General features: G+C 51.2%; 15 protein-coding genes. 3 read left to right on the top strand and 12 right to left on the bottom strand.

Annotation, left to right across the window (positions count from 1 at the left end):
- Positions 1–40 precede the first annotated feature (40 nt).
- From NYE54_RS04660 to NYE54_RS04650, 3 genes are all read left to right on the top strand, one after another.
- Entirely contained in the window at positions 41–913 is an 873-nt protein-coding gene (locus NYE54_RS04660) for an aminoglycoside 6-adenylyltransferase (RefSeq protein WP_339270385.1), read from the top strand.
- A 301-nt stretch (positions 914–1,214) separates the two neighbouring features.
- Entirely contained in the window at positions 1,215–1,814 is a 600-nt protein-coding gene (locus NYE54_RS04655; protein ID WP_339270384.1) for an RNA polymerase sigma factor, read from the top strand.
- The gene (locus NYE54_RS04650; RefSeq protein ID WP_339270382.1) at positions 1,765–2,742 is read left to right on the top strand and encodes a DUF4367 domain-containing protein; all 978 of its coding nucleotides are present in this window, start codon (positions 1,765–1,767) and stop codon (positions 2,740–2,742) included. Before NYE54_RS04655 ends, NYE54_RS04650 begins: the two co-directional genes overlap by 50 nt.
- Before the next feature lie 295 nt (positions 2,743–3,037).
- Here NYE54_RS04650 and NYE54_RS04645 read toward each other — a convergent pair whose 3' ends face one another.
- The 12 genes from NYE54_RS04645 to NYE54_RS04590 form a co-directional block, all read right to left on the bottom strand.
- On the bottom strand, positions 3,038–4,486 hold the full coding sequence (locus NYE54_RS04645; RefSeq protein ID WP_339270381.1) for an extracellular solute-binding protein: 1,449 nt from the start codon (positions 4,484–4,486) through the stop codon (positions 3,038–3,040).
- A 133-nt stretch (positions 4,487–4,619) separates the two neighbouring features.
- A complete protein-coding gene (locus tag NYE54_RS04640; RefSeq protein ID WP_339270379.1) occupies positions 4,620–5,486 on the bottom strand; it encodes a carbohydrate ABC transporter permease in 867 nt (288 codons plus the stop codon).
- A gap of 1 nt (position 5,487) precedes the next feature.
- Positions 5,488–6,423, bottom strand: a complete 936-nt coding sequence (locus NYE54_RS04635) for a sugar ABC transporter permease (protein ID WP_076325886.1) — start codon at positions 6,421–6,423, stop codon at positions 5,488–5,490.
- 96 nt (positions 6,424–6,519) lie between these two features.
- A complete protein-coding gene (locus NYE54_RS04630) occupies positions 6,520–7,839 on the bottom strand; it encodes a response regulator (RefSeq protein WP_339270377.1) in 1,320 nt (439 codons plus the stop codon).
- Positions 7,839–9,671: a histidine kinase gene (locus NYE54_RS04625; RefSeq protein WP_339270375.1), complete on the bottom strand. Its 1,833-nt coding sequence runs from the start codon at positions 9,669–9,671 to the stop codon at positions 7,839–7,841. Before NYE54_RS04625 ends, NYE54_RS04630 begins: the two co-directional genes overlap by 1 nt.
- A 302-nt stretch (positions 9,672–9,973) precedes the next feature.
- Positions 9,974–11,839 (bottom strand): SLC13 family permease, encoded by a 1,866-nt coding sequence (locus NYE54_RS04620; protein ID WP_339270373.1) that lies wholly within the window; start codon positions 11,837–11,839, stop codon positions 9,974–9,976.
- 376 nt (positions 11,840–12,215) lie between these two features.
- Positions 12,216–13,478 carry a GDSL-type esterase/lipase family protein gene (locus tag NYE54_RS04615; RefSeq protein WP_339270371.1) on the bottom strand — a complete coding sequence of 421 codons (1,263 nt, stop codon included), beginning with the start codon at positions 13,476–13,478 and terminating at the stop codon, positions 12,216–12,218.
- Between the two features lie 74 nt (positions 13,479–13,552).
- Positions 13,553–13,888, bottom strand: a complete 336-nt coding sequence (locus NYE54_RS04610) for a hypothetical protein (RefSeq protein ID WP_339270369.1) — start codon at positions 13,886–13,888, stop codon at positions 13,553–13,555.
- A 179-nt stretch (positions 13,889–14,067) separates the two neighbouring features.
- Positions 14,068–14,334 (bottom strand): hypothetical protein, encoded by a 267-nt coding sequence (locus NYE54_RS04605; protein WP_339270368.1) that lies wholly within the window; start codon positions 14,332–14,334, stop codon positions 14,068–14,070.
- Between the two features lie 63 nt (positions 14,335–14,397).
- Complete coding sequence (locus NYE54_RS04600) at positions 14,398–15,270, bottom strand: inositol monophosphatase family protein (protein WP_339270366.1); 873 nt, start codon at positions 15,268–15,270, stop codon at positions 14,398–14,400.
- Positions 15,271–15,524: 254 nt separating this feature from the next.
- Positions 15,525–16,526: a UV DNA damage repair endonuclease UvsE gene (gene uvsE / locus NYE54_RS04595; protein ID WP_339270364.1), complete on the bottom strand. Its 1,002-nt coding sequence runs from the start codon at positions 16,524–16,526 to the stop codon at positions 15,525–15,527.
- Entirely contained in the window at positions 16,523–16,840 is a 318-nt protein-coding gene (locus tag NYE54_RS04590) for a hypothetical protein (RefSeq protein ID WP_322398503.1), read from the bottom strand. The genes uvsE and NYE54_RS04590 overlap by 4 nt, the downstream gene beginning before the upstream one ends.
- Between the last annotated feature and the right edge of the window lie 43 nt (positions 16,841–16,883).

Here is a 16,883-nt window from a genome sequence, read left to right as displayed (position 1 = left end):
ATCATGAGTCATCTAAATATGAATGCGGAGGCTGGATAACATGAGAAGCGAACAAGAAATGATGGATTTGGTATTGGGCTACGCAGCCCGCGACGAACGGGTTCGGGCGGTGACCCTGGAGGGCTCGCGAACGAATCCCAACGTGCCGAAGGATATTTTTCAGGATTACGATATCAGCTTTCATGTTACGGACATGGACAGCTTTATTCAGAATCCGAACTGGATTGATGTCTTCGGGGAACGGTTGATTCTGCAGACGCCGGAAGATATGGCCATGTTCCCTCCGGATCTTGGAGGCTGGTTCTCGTACCTGATGTTATTTACCGACGGCAACCGGATTGACATGACTCTGATTCCCATCGAGGAGAAGGAGAAATACTGCAAGGAAGACAAATTGATCCAGATCTTAATGGATAAAGATCAGACTTTTCCCAAGATTCCTGCTCCGTCCGACGAGGATTTCTGGGTACAGCATCCGCCCGCAGCCTTCTTCGAGGATTGCTGCAATGAGTTCTGGTGGGTATCCACGTATGTAGCCAAGGGCTTGTGGCGGGAAGAAATACTGTATGCCCAAGACCACTTCCACAACATCATGCGGCCGATGCTGATGAAAATGTTGGAGTGGCAGGTGGGCACCCAGACCGATTTCTCGCTCAGCGTGGGCAAGAACGGCAATTACTTGAAAAACTACCTGTCTGCGGACAGCTGGAACGAGCTGATGTCCACCTACCCCCGCGGAACCTACGAAGAGGTGTGGGAGGCGCTGTTTACGATGGGAGCGCTGTTTCGCAGAACCGCACTGGATGTCGCTGAACAGCTGGGCTTTGAATACGATATGGGGCAGGATCGGCGTGTAACGGGCTTCCTGCAGCATGTCCGGCAGCTGCCAGCGGATGCGAAGGCGATTTATTAAGATTGCGGAAGCTGCAGTTCCCTTGATTCCAAATATGGAATCAGGCAGCCGTGCTCGAGGAGGACTGACCACGGGTCCAAATCAACTCCCAATTGCAAAGAAATGAATCAGCAAAGAGAGACGCCGCTCCGGCGTCTCTCTTTTTTGCGATGCAGAATTTTCTCCAGTCCCATCCGGGAGCGCTCCCTTACTCCAACCCGATTTTCGAAATGCGCTCTCCTGCAAACAAGATTAATTGAATCTATTTGTCACATTTGTGCTCTGCCCAAGCGTAATACAAATTGTAAAGGGGTGAAACCACTTGGATGAACCAGCATTCCATCAGATCGTTGCTGATGTTTTGAAGGGAGAGATCGACAAATATGAGCTGATCATGAACCGTTGCCACAAAGCCATCTTCAACTATTGCTATCACATGCTTGGCGACTATGCCGAAGCCGAAGATTGCACCCAGGAAGCTTTTTTGAAAGCTTATCGCAATCTATCTAAATTCGAATCGGACAAGCCCTTCGAAGCCTGGCTGTACCGCATCGCCTCCAACCAGTGCATCGACTACCTCCGCAAGCGAAAGCTATCCCGATACCTCCCCTTTCTGTATCAGAAGGATCAGGATAACAGGCATGTCGATCAGGTCATCGAGCACAAATACTACAATCCGTCCGTGCTCCGGGCGCTGGCCAGGCTGACCGCCGAGGAACGGAGCCTGCTCATCCTGCGCTGCGTTGAGGACAAGAGCTATCATGAGATCAGCCTTATTTTGCAACAAAACACGACCTATCTTAGGAAAAAATTTCAGCGGGCTGCAGCCAAGTTCCGCAAACATTATGCCATGGCCGAGGGGGAAGAAACGAATGAGCATGGACAACGACCAGGACCTGAAACCACTCTTTCAAAGGGTTGAGCCGCTCGGGACGGCCCTCCCGGAACGCGTCATGAACCAAATTCGGGAAAAACATCTTAAAAGGGAGCGATTTTTCGTGAAAAACAAAGTAAGCATTCTCTTAATTACCGGCATGCTGCTTACCGCATCGACCGGTTTCGCAGCAGTAAAGTACCACTCTTTAACCAACGGCCAGGGAGAGGTTGTCTATGAGGAGAAATCGAAGGCAGAGTCGCCTTCGCCTAAAGACTATTCAAAAGAGGAACTGAACCGCATACATCTGATGAACACCATCTGGGACGAACAGATCAAGCCGGGCGAAGCCGCCATCATTTATGTCGTACCGGATAATCCGAAGCATGCCATCGATATCAAATCCACTCCACATGCCGTCAAGGATTTCGCCAAGCTGCAAAGCATGGTGAACGTGCCCGGTTTGCCGCTGGCCAAGGAGCTGTCCGGTTCGGGCACATACACGTTCAATAACGCCAGCGTGCACATGGAGCGCGAGACTGACGTGAACCCGCTGACCGAGCAGGAAAAAGCCAACATCGCCAAAAAGCTGCTTGAGAAAGCCAAAGCTTCCGGGAAGGACTACGCCCTGATGCCGGTGAAGTTCACCGATAATTTCTGGATTTCAACGGTATATTATACCAGCGACAACAAGGAAGTCTCCCTTACCATCCTGAATAACGGGGACCACGGAAGCGTGACCTCCTACTGGGACGACAATAGTGACATGATCAACCGCAAGATCAAGATCAATGGGCAGGACGTTCTGCAAAAAACGTGGAACGGCGGAAGCTCGGCGCAGTTGGACTGGGCCTATGAAGAACCAACGACCGGGCACCACTACATGCTTAGGCTTAGCTCTGCCCAGGGAGAGATCGCTGCCGAAGAGCTGATCCGCATCGCCAATACGATCATTCCGAAGCCGGATTCCAAGTAAGCAGCGTTATGTCTCTTGGATTAAAAACATCATAATCGCCAATCATTATACCAATTATGGCTCTTTTCTCGTAGAAACGCAGTAAAAATGATAGATAATACAGAAAAAGTCGCCTGTGGCGGTCTCGGGACCCGGACACAAATCTGGCGGCCATGCTTGGGAAGGGCTGACCTTTCGCCCGGCTTTTAGCAGCTATTGCCAAGGATATGAAAAAGCAAAGAGAGACGCTGTTTCCGGCGTCTCTCTTTTTTGTGCTGCAGAGTTCTCCCCAATCCCATCCGGGACAGCCGCACCCTTACTTCTGTTCGATCTTATCGAAAAAATTCTCCTGAACCAACTTGGCTGTTTCGTCTAGCTGTTTCTTGGAATCCGTGCCTTCCTTCGAGAACGATTCCTGCACGACATTGGACATCGCCGCATAATAATCCTGCGTTCCGAATTGCGCTTCCGGTTTGCCTTCCAACAGGCTGAAGAGCTGCGGATCATATTTGTAGACATTGTCGTACTTATCGTAGATGGCCTTCACCTTCGCGGCATACTCGGAATCATCGCTGAAATATTCAAGCGGCGTCGGTACAAAGTATTTGCCTTCGGCTTTGCGGGCATTAATCGTATCTTCCACCGATTTCAGCGCATCATCCGTAAAATAATCAAACGTGATATAGCGGAATGCCATTTCCTGTTCTTCCTTCGTGGCATTCGGGTTGATGACCAAATAATTTCCGCCCAAAATGCCATGATGCGCTCCGCCTTTCTCCATCGCAGGCATCGGATATGCAAGCACATCCTCAGGCTTCATGCCGCCCTCATTCAATGCCGGCTGGATCACGTCAAATGCGCCAGCAATAACCATTGCCGTACGTCCCTGCTGGAACGAGCTGACGGCATCGCCCCAACCGAGGGCCCAATCCTGCGGAATAGCATTCGCTTCCCATCTCAGCTTCTTATAGAAGTCCAGTGCCTTCACGCCGGCTTCCGAGTTAAACACCGCTTTCACTTTGCCGTCCTCGTTCACTTCGATATCCCCGCCGGCTTCGAACAGGAAGTTGGTCCAGTTCCAGCCCGCTTCATTGCCTTTACCCATCGGCGCGATTCCGGATATACCGGCCTTCGGGTCCGCAGCGCCTTTAGCCGTGTTGTACATGTCGTCCCATGTCCAATCCATCGGCGGGACGGGCACGCCCTTCGCGTCCAGCAGCTTCTTGTTCACGATCGTTGACGTGATATAACCGTTCTGCGTAACGCCGTACACCTTGCCGTCCACGATGAATTGATCCTGCAGCACGGGATTCATGTCATCCTTGTACTCCCAGTCGTTCCAAAACTCCGTAATGTCGGCCACCCAGCCCCGCTCCACGAGCAGCTGTGCTTCCGTAGCCCAAGTGTTATAAAACGTCGGTGCTTCGTTCGAAGCCATCTTGACCCCAATTTCGTTGACGCTGTACTGCCAGTCGTCCTTCACGATGGTCACGTTCGGATATTTCGCCTGGAAACGGGCGATTTTATCATCCTCCTGCTGACGCAGCGTTGTGTCATCCGGCAGCGGATAGTGGATCTTGATCGTTATCTTTTGATCCGCGATATCCTCTTTCGGTTCCTCTGTCTGCGTTGTAGTCGTTCCGCCCGAATTGGCGGTCCCTCCGTCTTTATTACCGGCCTCCGGTGCTGCTTTGCCGCCGCCGCATGCTGCGAGCAAGGAGCTGAACAGCATAAGGCAGATCAGTAGTGCTGAGAACTTGCGCATGGATACTCCCCTTTTCCTTATTGAAATGATAATGTCCGTTTCTATCTCCATCATAAAATTGAAACCTGGAAAGGACGATGTGCATTCATATGACGATCATGTGCAGGGCTACGATGGTGTGGTATACGCTGCCCTACCCTTTAACGGCCGAGAGACTGACGCTGCGCATAATGAATTTCTGGAACACCAGAAATACAAAGATCGGCGGCACCATGACCATGAACAGAATCGCGAATTTTATGCTGCTGTCCAGGCTCCTAGCGTTAATGACATACTTGTAGATGGCCGTAGCCAGCGTGTACTTGTCCTGCGTCTGCATGACAAGCGACGGCCAGAACCAGTCATTCCATGCCGTGGAGAAGATAAAGATCGCCAGCGTTGCGAAGATCGGGACGGACAGCGGAACGGCAATCCGCAGAAAGCTGCTCAATTCCGAAGCGCCGTCGATGCGCGCCGCCTCGAAGATCTCCGGATGTATGCCATCGAAGAAGTTTTTGATCAGCAGGAAGAAGTAAGCATTGGCTCCGGCCGGCAGCCAGAAGGCCCAGTAGGAATTCAACAGCCCAAGCTCCTTCAAATTAACGAAGTTCGGAATCATGTAACTCGACGCCGGAATAAACAAGGTCATGAGAATGAAGAAATAGATGACGCGGTGATAGGGAACTCGGATACGAGAAATGCTGAAGGCCGCCAAGCCCAGTACCAGAATCGTCACCAGCAGATTGCCGCCAAAAATAAGCAGCGTATTCTTCAGAAACATCGGCAGATCGATGTATTCCCACCCCTTTGGGACGTTATCCCAATGCCATTCCGAAGGGAAAAAGCGTGGCGGAAACGTGTTGATCTCCTGATTGCTCTTCAGCCCGTTGAACATCGTCATGCCGATCGGGTACAGCATCGTAAAGACCATCACCGCGATGCACAGCACCATAAACCCGTATACCGCCTTGTTCCACGGTTTTCTCAAATCCGATACGGACAGTATGCCTCTCTCTTTCATCCTAGTACTCCTCCCTGTTCATCTTGAATTGCAGGATGCCCAGCAAACTCAGCACCAGAAACATCAAAATGCCCATGGCGGTTCCTGCCCCGTAATCCAGCTGGTTAAACGCGTACTTTACGGTTAGAAGCGCATAGGTGAGCGTGGCCTTGTTCGGTCCGCCATCCAGCATCGCAAGCTGCGACTGATACGCCTGCGAAGTGCCGATCAGCTGCAGAATCAGCATGAGCATAATCAAATTGCGCATCGAGGGGAGCGTAATGTATTTAATCCGGGCCCATACGCCCGCACCGTCGATTTCGGCAGCTTCATACCAATCCTTCGGTATGCTGAGCACGCCGGCCAGATAGATCAGCATCGCCGAGCCGAATTGCTGCCACGTCTCCATAACGACAAGCGACACCATGGAGAACCGGCTATCCGATATAAACGATACCGGTTCTGCCCCGAAGAAGCCGAACAGGGCGTTGATCGGGCCTACCGGATCATACATCCACCTCCACATGCCGTAGAGCACGACGCCGGGTACGACAAACGGGAGATACGCTGCAATCCGGGCGAAGCCCTGGAACAGCTTCAGCTCCGAGATGGCAATGGAGGCCGCGATGGGTACCCAGAAGCCGATGACCAGCGTTAACAGCATGAAATATAAAGTATTTCGAACGGAAAGCAGCAGATCCGGATTGCTCAGCACCTTGGCATAGTTATCGAACCCGACGAAGGTGTTTCCTTTTACGAAATCGATATGAAAAAAGCTGTAAAAAATCCCTTTAAAGATCGGTACCCACAAAAAGACGATAAAGATCGCAATCGCCGGAACGAGGAACAAATACCCCCATATGTACTTCTTCCACAGCGGCTTGCGCTTGTGCTCCTGTCGGGTGCGATGACCGGGCTCTATCCGAGCCTGGCCTTGCGGCATGGCCGTTTCTTCCATCTGACTCCCTCATTCCTTTATTAAATGTCCAGCTTTAATTGTAAAAAGGAAGGGAGTCTTACAACATGTCTAAAACTATGTGAAGTATAACCGTTCTTACTTCTTTAACTCGCTGGGACTGACACCATAGTATTTTTTGAAGATTTTGCTAAAATGCTCCGGGGATTCATAGCCGACTCGCTCGGCGATTTCGTAACGGCGAAGATCCGTGCTCAGGATCAGAGACCTGCTCTCCTCCATCCGCAGCTTCACGACATACTCCCACAGGCTGCTGCCGGTATATTTTTTGAACAGATAACTCAAATAGTTCGGACTCACATGATTGTTCTTGGCTACCTCATGAATCGTCAATCCCTTTTGGCGATAATGCTCCACGATATACTGCCTCGTATTCTCGACGATCCGGTTGCTCTGGCTCGAGAGCACCTCTTGCGACGTCTCCTGGGCATAGTTGTGCCAATTGAAATCCCCGTAATAAAACACGTGGAAATCATGCAGCTGCTCGCTCCACAGCATCGCTTTGTCCGCCTGACGGCTGAGCACACTCAAAAATTCAGGCCCTCTCAGTATTTGACTGATCCCCACGGTACAGCTACGTTTCAGGTACAGCTCCACATGGTGGTGCAGGCTCCGGCCAATCATCTCCAGATGGTGGATCTTGCTGCTCGCATTCTCCTCCATCTCCTGCTCGCTCCATTGAAGGATGATGTTGATGTCTCGCTCCGGCGAGTAGAACACGAAGGTGTGCGGCTCCTGCTCCAGCAGCTCCTTGGCGATATTCAGCGCAGCATATTGAATCAGATTTATATCTTGCCTGGAAAAAGAAGCGCTGCTGTCTTCCGTTAGGCCCAGCTTCATCTTGATGACCGCAAAATAAGGACCAATCAAGCCCAGTTCCGATTCGTCTAGACCGGCCAGTTGCAGCTGATCCGACTCTGTGGAGAGCCGCTGGTTCAGCCGCTCTATTCGTTCGGACGGAGGCTCCTCCATCCGAAAATGCTCGTTATCGACCATGAGAAACGACTCCACCTGAGGCGCCGGTCGGTCCATCTTGAGCAGCACGCTGCGGACCGAATCCAGAAACTGCTCACTGTTCAGTGGTTTGATCAAATAATCCTTGGCTCCGAGCTGAAGCGCCCGCTGCGCATATTGAAATGTTTCATGGGCTGAAATAATGATTGTCTGAACCCACGGCTTCACGATCTTCGCCTGCTGCATCAGCTCGATGCCGTTCATCTCGCCCATCTGGATATCGGTGACCAACAGATCGATATCCCCCATCCGTATGTAATCCAGCGCTTCTTGCCCGCTGTAAGCCGTGGTAATCCCATCGATGGCAAGGCCCGAGGACGTTAACAGCCCGGCTAAGCCCTTGCAGATCAAAGGTTCGTCATCTACCACCAAAATGTTATACATCAGGAGACCTCCTGTCCGGTTGTGGTAATGGTTGCAACTTCTGTTCGGGGAATCGTAATCGTCACACGGGTTCCCCCTTCTTCTCTTGGTTCATATTCCAGCCCATAGCAGTTTCCAAAATGCAGCCGAATCCGCTCCTGGATATTGCGAATGCCGTAGCCCGATGAAGGGTCCTGCACTTCATTATGGAGCAGTCTATGAATAGACTCGTAGTTTACGGGACGGAAGCCGTTATCTTCGATGACGATCCGGAAGCATTTATCCTCCAGATGTCCTGAAATCCGAATGATTCCGTCCTCGCCCATATTTTTAATGCCATGAATAATTGCGTTTTCCAGCAGCGGCTGCAGCGTAATCTTCGGCACATGGTTCACCAGCAAGGACTCGGGAACTTCCCAGCGGACGGTAAACTGATAGTCGTAACGGTTCAGCTGGAGATTAATATAAGCCCCCGCATGCTCGAGCTCTTCCCCAAGCGTGATGAGATCCCGCCCCCTGCTGAGACTGATCTTCATTAATTTGGACAAATCCTTGATCATCTCCGCGGACTCGGTATTGCCCTCCATCGTGCTCTTCCAATAAATACTTTCCAAGGTGTTGTACAGCAAATGGGGGTTAATCTGCTGATAAAGCAGCTGCAGCTGTGCTTCCTTCTGCTTCAGATCCATACGGTATTTGTAGTGGATCAGATCATTCAATCGGCGGGCCATATCATAAATCGTGGAGATGAGGACACTGACTTCATCTTTTCTGCGTCGGTAGGGGGTTTCCGGCACGACGTTCCCCGGTTCGTACCTTCTCACGAAATGCGCCAGCTTTTGAAGCGGCGTCATCAGTGACTGCCAGAAGTAGAAAACGATAATGAGGCCCACGGCAAAGTAAGCGATGGAGATAACCTGAATGACGCGCTTCATTTCGCTTTGCTGGGCGAGCAGCGTTTTGACAGGCACCTTGTAGACCAGCTTTTGCTGGAACACGTAGTTATAATCGATGACATAGATAAAATCAGACGTGATCACGTCCATGACGCCGATCGTGGAATGGCCCGGATCCGCTTCGGGCGGCAATTCCAGTTTGCCCGCCATGCCCTGTACCGACGAGGTCAGAATATTATCGTTCCAATCCGTAAAATACAACTCCCCGTCCGGTATCGAAACCGTCGATAACGACTCGCCGATCCGCGCGTCCAAATTCGTGACCACCAGAACGCCGATGGTCCCGCCCCTATAAATATTGTTAACGGCCCTCACATAGCTTAAGGTCTCTGGATCCTGCCGCCCTTGTACCGGCGGGGACAGATTCGCTATCCGCTTGAGATATCCGTTCCCTTTCATTGCCACGGCCTCATCGAACCATGCCGGCTTCTCCTTCTCGTCGGAGAAAAAATACACCCCCGCTTTTCTGCGGTCAGGGTAATAGGGAGCAAAGAAGTAGCTATTGTCCGGGTCATACACATAGAGCGAGTAATAGACTGGTTCGCGTTCATCCGTCTCTTGAGAGAACGACAACAGCATTTTTTCCAGCTGCTCGTAGTTTTTGACGCGCGCAAGAACAGTGCCCTCCGCAAAGGGATCCAGCTGCTGGATCTGCGAGTTTTGGATGACCGTAGAGGTCACTTTGTTAACGGTTTCAATATCACGGTTAATCAGCTTGAAGTTCTGCTTGTTCAGTTCGATATAAGCATTAGTCACATGACGCTTCAGGATTTGACCGGCCATGGAATTCCCATAGGCATTTAGCGCAAACAACGGGATGACCAGCACCAGAAACAGCAGAATCATCTGCTGTTTGATATTCATGCGGCCCAGCGGATTTTTGAAGCGGTTCTTCATCGGTACTTGCACCTCCGGCTTTCTCAAGCATAGCAACAATCCAGCAGCACCAGCGTAGTCATTTCTACGGAAATGATGCGTAATTTTACGATGAGGCAGGAAGTTACAAATTCAACTATTAGCCTCGGGACAGGCGATTTCCTTCTTACTAAGGCTGGCCTGCCAATTGTTAACGGACTTACCATGAGCAAATTTGCCTGATAGGTAAGTACACTCCAATATGCATTATAGCCAAATAGAATAACACCCCCATGCTAAATCCTAACGGACCCAACATAGAGGTGTTCATATGCAAAATCCCTCTAGAACGGAAAGAACATCGGCAGTACCGCCATCATGACCAGGCCGATTACCAGTTGAAGCGGCAATCCAACCTTCACATAGTGACTGAATTTATAACGGCCTGCGGACATGACGAGTGCATTCGGCGGCGTAGAGAACGGAGAAGCAAAGCACATGCTTGCTCCAATGGAGACGGCGAACAGAAACGGATACGGGCTCGCCCCCATCTGAATGGCAGCCGATAGTGCAATCGGCGCAAATAATACGGCGCAGGCCGTATTGCTGATGAACATTGTCAACAGCGAGGTAGTGAAGTATACCCCTGCCAGCAGGGCAAGCGGGCCATAGCTGCCCAGTGAATGGACCAGCATATCCGAAACCAGCGTGGCAGCTCCCGTTTTCTCAATGGCAATGGACATCGGAATCATGCCGCCAATAAGCACAATGCTCTCCCAATTGACCGTCTTATAGGCCTCCTCCATGTTACGCACGCATCCAAACACAACCATCAATACCGCAGCAACCATCACGGAGGCGACCGCCGGAATCCATTCCGTCACCAGCAGGATCACCATCAAGAGCATGATCCCGGCCGCAATCGGCGCTTTATGGTCCATCGTCAATTTGCGCGACTCTTCCACTGGCTGCCCTACCACCACGACATCTGTTTGCTCGGCAGCCAGGAGGGCTATATCCTTCCAAGTGCCCTGAACGAGCAGGGCATCGCCAAAGCGCATTTTCTCTTCTTTCAGATGGTGCAGAAGATACTGTTCTTTTCGCTGGATGCCCAAAATGTTCACCCGATACTTCTCCCGGAAGCCCGAATGTTTAACGAGATGGCCAATCAGGCGCGAAGATGGAGTCAGCATCACCTCGGCAATGCCAACGTCACTCGTGGCGTACTGCGACTCTTCGGCACGTTTCCGAAGCTCTGGTGCACGCTGGTCCAGCATGATAAGCCCATACGTCTCCGCAAACTCCGCGGCCCGCTCGAACGGGCCGTTTACATACAGAATATCGTCTTCCTCAATCACAGTCTCAGGACCTGCGATCTCCTGGTTGATCGTCTTGAAGAATTGATTCTTGGCCGACATTTTACGGCGGATTTCAATGACGTTCACTTCGAACTTCGCCGGAATGTCCAGCTCCCGCAATGTTTTGGATCGAATGGAGGAATCGGCACCAATCTGAATCCGATACAGGTTCTGGGTCAGCCGATACTGTTTGGCAAGTTCTCGAAGCGAGCGCCCGCCCTGTTTACCTGCTCCCCCTTCTTCATTGCTGGGAAGAAAACGGCGAAGGAACAATATCGCGATGATCCCCGTTGCCAAACACACAAGTCCGATCGGCAAAAAAGCAAAGAACGACAGCCGTTCGTAACCTGCGTTGATCAACGTCTCCTGAATCACGAGATTCGGCGGCGTACCGATTAATGTGAGCATGCCGCCCAGGCTGCTCGCAAAAGCAAGCGGCATCAGCAGCCGCCCCGGATTGATCTCGGCGCTAAACGCCAGGCTGACAACAATGGGCAGCATCACCGCTACCGTGCCGGTATTGCTGACGAATCCGCCAATGAGCGACGTCACCAACATGATCATAATCAAGAGCCGGGTCTCGCTTCCGCCGCCAAGCTTCAGCAGCTTACCGCTGGCCATCTTGGCTAATCCGGTCTGAAAAATGCCGCCGCCCACAACAAACAAACCGATCATCATAATGACAACCGAATTGGAAAAGCCTGAAAGGGCTTCAGACGGACTTAAAATGTCCGTTAACATAAGTACCATCAACACGCCGATCGCGACTAAATCCGACCGCACTTTTCCCGACATGAACAATGCGGATGCCACGGCCAAGACAGACAACGTAACGATCATCGGTCCATTCATTCCTTGTTCCCCCTATAATGCCATATCTATGTTTCTTCCAAGATTCGACATTCGATAAGCCTTTCCCTGCCGCTCACACACATCCCCACTTTCCATCATGTCAGGTAAGGGGTGCAATTTCTGATCTGATGTCAAACCATGCATGAAAGGAAATGATGTCGTATTGTACCATCTGCTTGGAGTTACTCATGTTAGAAACATCACACCGGTGTGCAAGTACATCTCTAAATCTATATCCCAAGCATGTTCTCAATCGCGCCGTTAACAAACGGGGGAGATCAAATGGATTTCTCTCATTGGCCATCACCACAATCGGTAATCACAACAAAAAAAAGCTGCATCGACTCCTTCCAGCCGGTGCAGCTTGTTTATGGGATTACAAGTTAATGAATGCGGTACGCAATTTGGTGCTGTATTGAACATCAAAACCAAGACCAGATGCAATCACCGCGAGCGGAACGTAAGTTTTATCTTCTTTCCCAACCTTTTGCAGGAAAGCCGGTGTATCGATCGGTACAGCCGTTCCGTTAACTTGAACGGTTTTGGCACCGATCTTCACCACCACCGTCTGATCTCCGAACGTAATCGTTGCACTGGACGTTTTATTTTCCCATGTGGTCGTCGCTCCCACTGCATTTACGATATCCTGTATCGCGACGTAATTCAGGTTATCGCGTAGGATCGGCTTATATGGCGTGTTCAGCTCCTGCCCCTTCACGATGATGCGCATCGGCTGCCCCTGTTCCTGAACAGGGGGATTCTTGTAGCTGCCCCAGATCGTCTCTGCGAACACGCCGGCCATGGTCTCGTATCCATATTGGTTCGGATGAATATCGTCTTTCAGGATATGGGTCATCGTCAGCTCGGAGCCCACGAATTTCTTCGCAACATGGGCTACCTTGATGTTTACGCCCTGAGTTGCAAAACTGTCAGCTACGCCTTCCACCAGCTTCGTGAACTCTCCAGATGCTGCAAGCAATTTGGCGTATGCGACCTCGTCAGCGACTTTGGGCACCGGATTGTACTGATCCGCCACCACGATAGAGGCATCCGGATTGATGGCATGCAAGTTGGTAATGATGGATGAGACATTATCCGTATAGGTCTTGAACAGTTCCTGCATCTTTGCTTTCAGCTGTTCGTCGCTTAATGTTTCCACGGTACTGACTAGACTCATCATGTCATTGCCGCCGATGGTAATGGTAATCAGATCCGCATTGGCGATAACCGGCTTGGCTTTCGCTGCGTCAGCGCCCATCTGCTTGGTGCGCGGATCGATGCCGCTGAGCCCTGGCTGCAGTTCCTCCGCCGTAATCGCGCGTTCATCCAAGACGGCCTTGACGTAGTTATTCAGACCATCGGTTTTCAGGCCGCCGATCCCCAGATTCGTTACTTCGGTCCGGCCGTGGAACAAACCTTGCTCATACAGTCGGTCAACAAAACCGTAGGGCTTGCTGTTCAGATCCATTCCCGGCTCATACCCAACGGTCAGCGAGTCCCCCAGCGCTACAATATGATATGTATCCTTGGCTGTAATCTCATCGGCATAAGCCGGCGCAACGCCCGGTCCAACCAGTGCCACCGCGAGCGTCAAGGTGCCGGTTACTGCCGCCAGCCCCTTCTTCCATTGTTTGAACATGCCTTCACTCCCCTAATGTCAATGAACTTAATACATCCTTATTTTACCACCAGCAGCCTGTGAATGGTACCGAATCAACCAGAACGATAAGGTTTCATGAAAAGAAAAGCGAATAAATAGCCGAGGGATGTAACTCCAAACCATGCAAATATCCCAGGGGTGGCGGCAAAATACAAGCTTGGCAGTATCGACCAACCAAAGGCAACCAGCAGCAGCAATCGGTATGAATACATCACCGCGAGCATCGCCAAACCAGCTGGAAGAAATAACATAACGAACGTGGTTAAGGCAGGTTTCCAGCTGATCTCATCGGAATATGGGTTGAAGAAGATTAGGATGCACCACAGCACCATGGAAACTGCCCCTGTTGCGCCTCCCAGAACATGATCAAATTGAAGCCGAACTCGCACCGCGCGCTCTCCCTAAGGACAAGGCTAAACCTCGTGACTCCAATTTGAGCCATCTTGAGAAGTGTTACCTTGACTAGTGATCATAAAAAAATGGACAGCTCGCTCTATGCTGTCCATTCCTGATTCGGGCCTTTCATGAATAGAGATGTCCCGCTTCGTAAACATCCCTTAAAGCGCTATCAAGCTTCTTCACCCGAATCCTCAGGCTTATCCTTCCTAACTACCTTATCCATGTACTTGTCATAGCGATCATCCACTTCTTTCGCCATGCTGCGGTACTTCTGCGTCTCTTCCACGATGGGATCAAGCTGCGTCTGAATCCGGATCTCGTATTTCGGAGAGAGAAGCCTGCGCTCCTCCTTCTCCCGGTCCTTCTTCTGCATTTCACCGTCCGTTAACATCTCGCTGAGCTGGCGCTCCAAATCCTGATCCGACTTCTCATTCATCGTAAGCACTCTCCTTTATCAAGCGGTTGTAAGTGACCTGCATTTGCATGCCGTCCCGGGCCTTTAGCGAATCAAAGCTTCGCCCGCGTCTTTTAGTGTATCCAGAAAACGCTGATGAATCAGCCCGTTGGTTGCCGCCAAATGACGCACCGACAGATCGTATGACTTTCCTTCCGTATCGGTTACTTTACCGCCGGACTCCTGAACCAATAGTGCGCCTGCGGCAACGTCCCAAGCGCTCAAACCGTGCTCCCAGTATCCGCTAAGCCGACCGGCAGCCACATAAGCAAGATGAAGCGCAGCGGAGCCGCCGGCTCTTACATTGCGAACCATCGGCAGCAGCGCCTGCAGCTCAGCCATATTCAGCGGCAGGTTGACCGTGCTGTCCAGCGGGAAGCCCGTGGCCAGCAAGCTGTCCGACAATTGATCTTCCTTGGAAACATAGGTAGGGTTGCCGTGAACGTAGGCTCCTTTTCCTTTTTCCGCAACAAACAACTCGTCCCGGGAAGGATCGTAAATAACGCCGACAATGACTTCACCATGATGAGCCAGTGCAATCGACACGGAGTAAAACGGAAATCCATGAACATAGTTCGTCGTTCCGTCCACAGGGTCGATAATCCAGAGATACTCTTCGTCCTTGGCGTCCTCGAGCGCCTTCACATAGGCATCGGTGCCCGGGGCAACCCCTTCTTCTCCGAGGATCGCATGATCCGGAAAGTGCGTCAAGATCAGCTTGCGGATCATCTGCTCGGCGCCTTTGTCCACCTCGGTTACGATATCCTGTGCTGAAGACTTGGTGCTCAACTGCTTGACTGTACCGAGTTTGCTCTTAATCCACTCTCCCGCTTTGGCGGCGCAATTAATCGCAACGGCGGTGTAGCTCTTACTGCTGACAACATAAGGAATCTTTTCATTCTCGTTCAAAGCATTCACTCTACTTTCTATATCAATCTAGTGATTTTTGACAATCCCTACATCCTATTCAGTCATTGCTGTAATCGAAAGGGCAGCCACGCGAAAATTCCGCCTATTTCAATAAAAGTCCGTCCTATGCTGTGCACCTGAATGCTTGGCGAGAACGAACTTTTTATCCAATGTCATGTATTAAGGGGAATCTCTGTTTGGATACTTCCAACGTAACCCAAAATCCATCAACTTGCAAGTGTTAACAAGCTCATCTTATCGGGTTAAGGGTTCACTTGTACGGAGGCACCGTCGAGAATGGTTACGCCCTCTGCCGTATAATCTCCCAAATCCTTCATCAGATCAAACAAGGCGCCGTCCTTCATCTTCGCTTCAATCATAACGTCCACCTTCGGCGTAGACCTCGCAATATTCCGTAAAAACGCCAGCAATGGCACAACATCCACCCCATCCGCATGGCTGCGGATATCGGTAGGGCTCTTGGGACTGGATACGTGAATCTTGGGCGGCAGCGGGTGCGCCCGGTCCGAATCCGCCTGCGCTAGCTGCGTCTCCCAGGTGCGAAGAATATCCGGCCACAGTTCCCAAGGTGCCTCGCCATCGTTATTGACCCACTGATGATGGATATCCAGCACCATCGGCAGCCCCGTTTGTCGGCATACGGCCAGCGTTTCCTGCGCAGTAAAGGTTTTGTCGTCATTTTCAAGGGTCAGCCGTTCCTTGATATGTGGGTCAAGCCTATGAAAATGATCCACGAATCGGGCCGAGGCCGAAGGCTTGTCTCCATAAGCGCCGCCGATATGAATGTTATTTTTCATGGAAGCAGGCAGCTCCATGGCCTGCAGCATATGGACGTGCGACTCCAGATCACGGATCGAGTTGACCAGCACCTCAGGACGCGGCGTGCTCAGCACCGTGAAATGATCCGGATGAAAAGATACCCGCATCTCGTGCTTTTTCACAAAATCCCCAATGGCCTGAAAGCCTTCCCGCAAAGCCGGGAATGGATCCCAATCCTGCATATCTTGATGCGTGGCCAGCGGAATCAGCTTGGACGAGAAGCGGTACACCTTGATATCGTGAGCCGCGTTATGCTTCAGAAGCCGAAGGGTATTATGTAGATTCTCATTCGCGATCCGCTCCAGTTTGTGCAAGCCGGCCTCACGGTCATTCAGCTTCATAAAACTCTTCATGGTCATCGTCTTGGAAGGAGAAGCATTCTGCACAACCGTGGACATGGCTACATAACCGAAACGAACAATCATGCATGATCTCCAAAAAACATTTCGTGAGCGAGTGCTGTCTGTATACGTGCTTCCTCTTCGGTCAATTTGCGGATCAGCTGCAGCTCGACCGAAGTGACCTCGCGGCCCTGGAAGTTAATCTCTGATACGCATGCGGTGATCAGAACGATTGCCACCGCCTGGTTATCCGGCGTATAAGCAATAACCTTCTGTCCTGTCGGAAATACCCGAAGCCCATCCTTCAGCATTTTACCGCGGCCGTATTCCAACAGCTCATAGAGCTCCTGCTCACTCTTAAACTTACAAACGGAATTGAACTCGGTTTGAAATCCCATATTACGTATCTTCCTTTCATCCCAAAATATTAGAGTCAAGGGG

Origin of the sequence: Paenibacillus sp. FSL K6-1330, assembly GCF_037976825.1 — a bacterium.
Classification (GTDB): domain Bacteria; phylum Bacillota; class Bacilli; order Paenibacillales; family Paenibacillaceae; genus Paenibacillus_AQ.
This window is presented reverse-complemented; position numbering and strand designations above follow the sequence as displayed.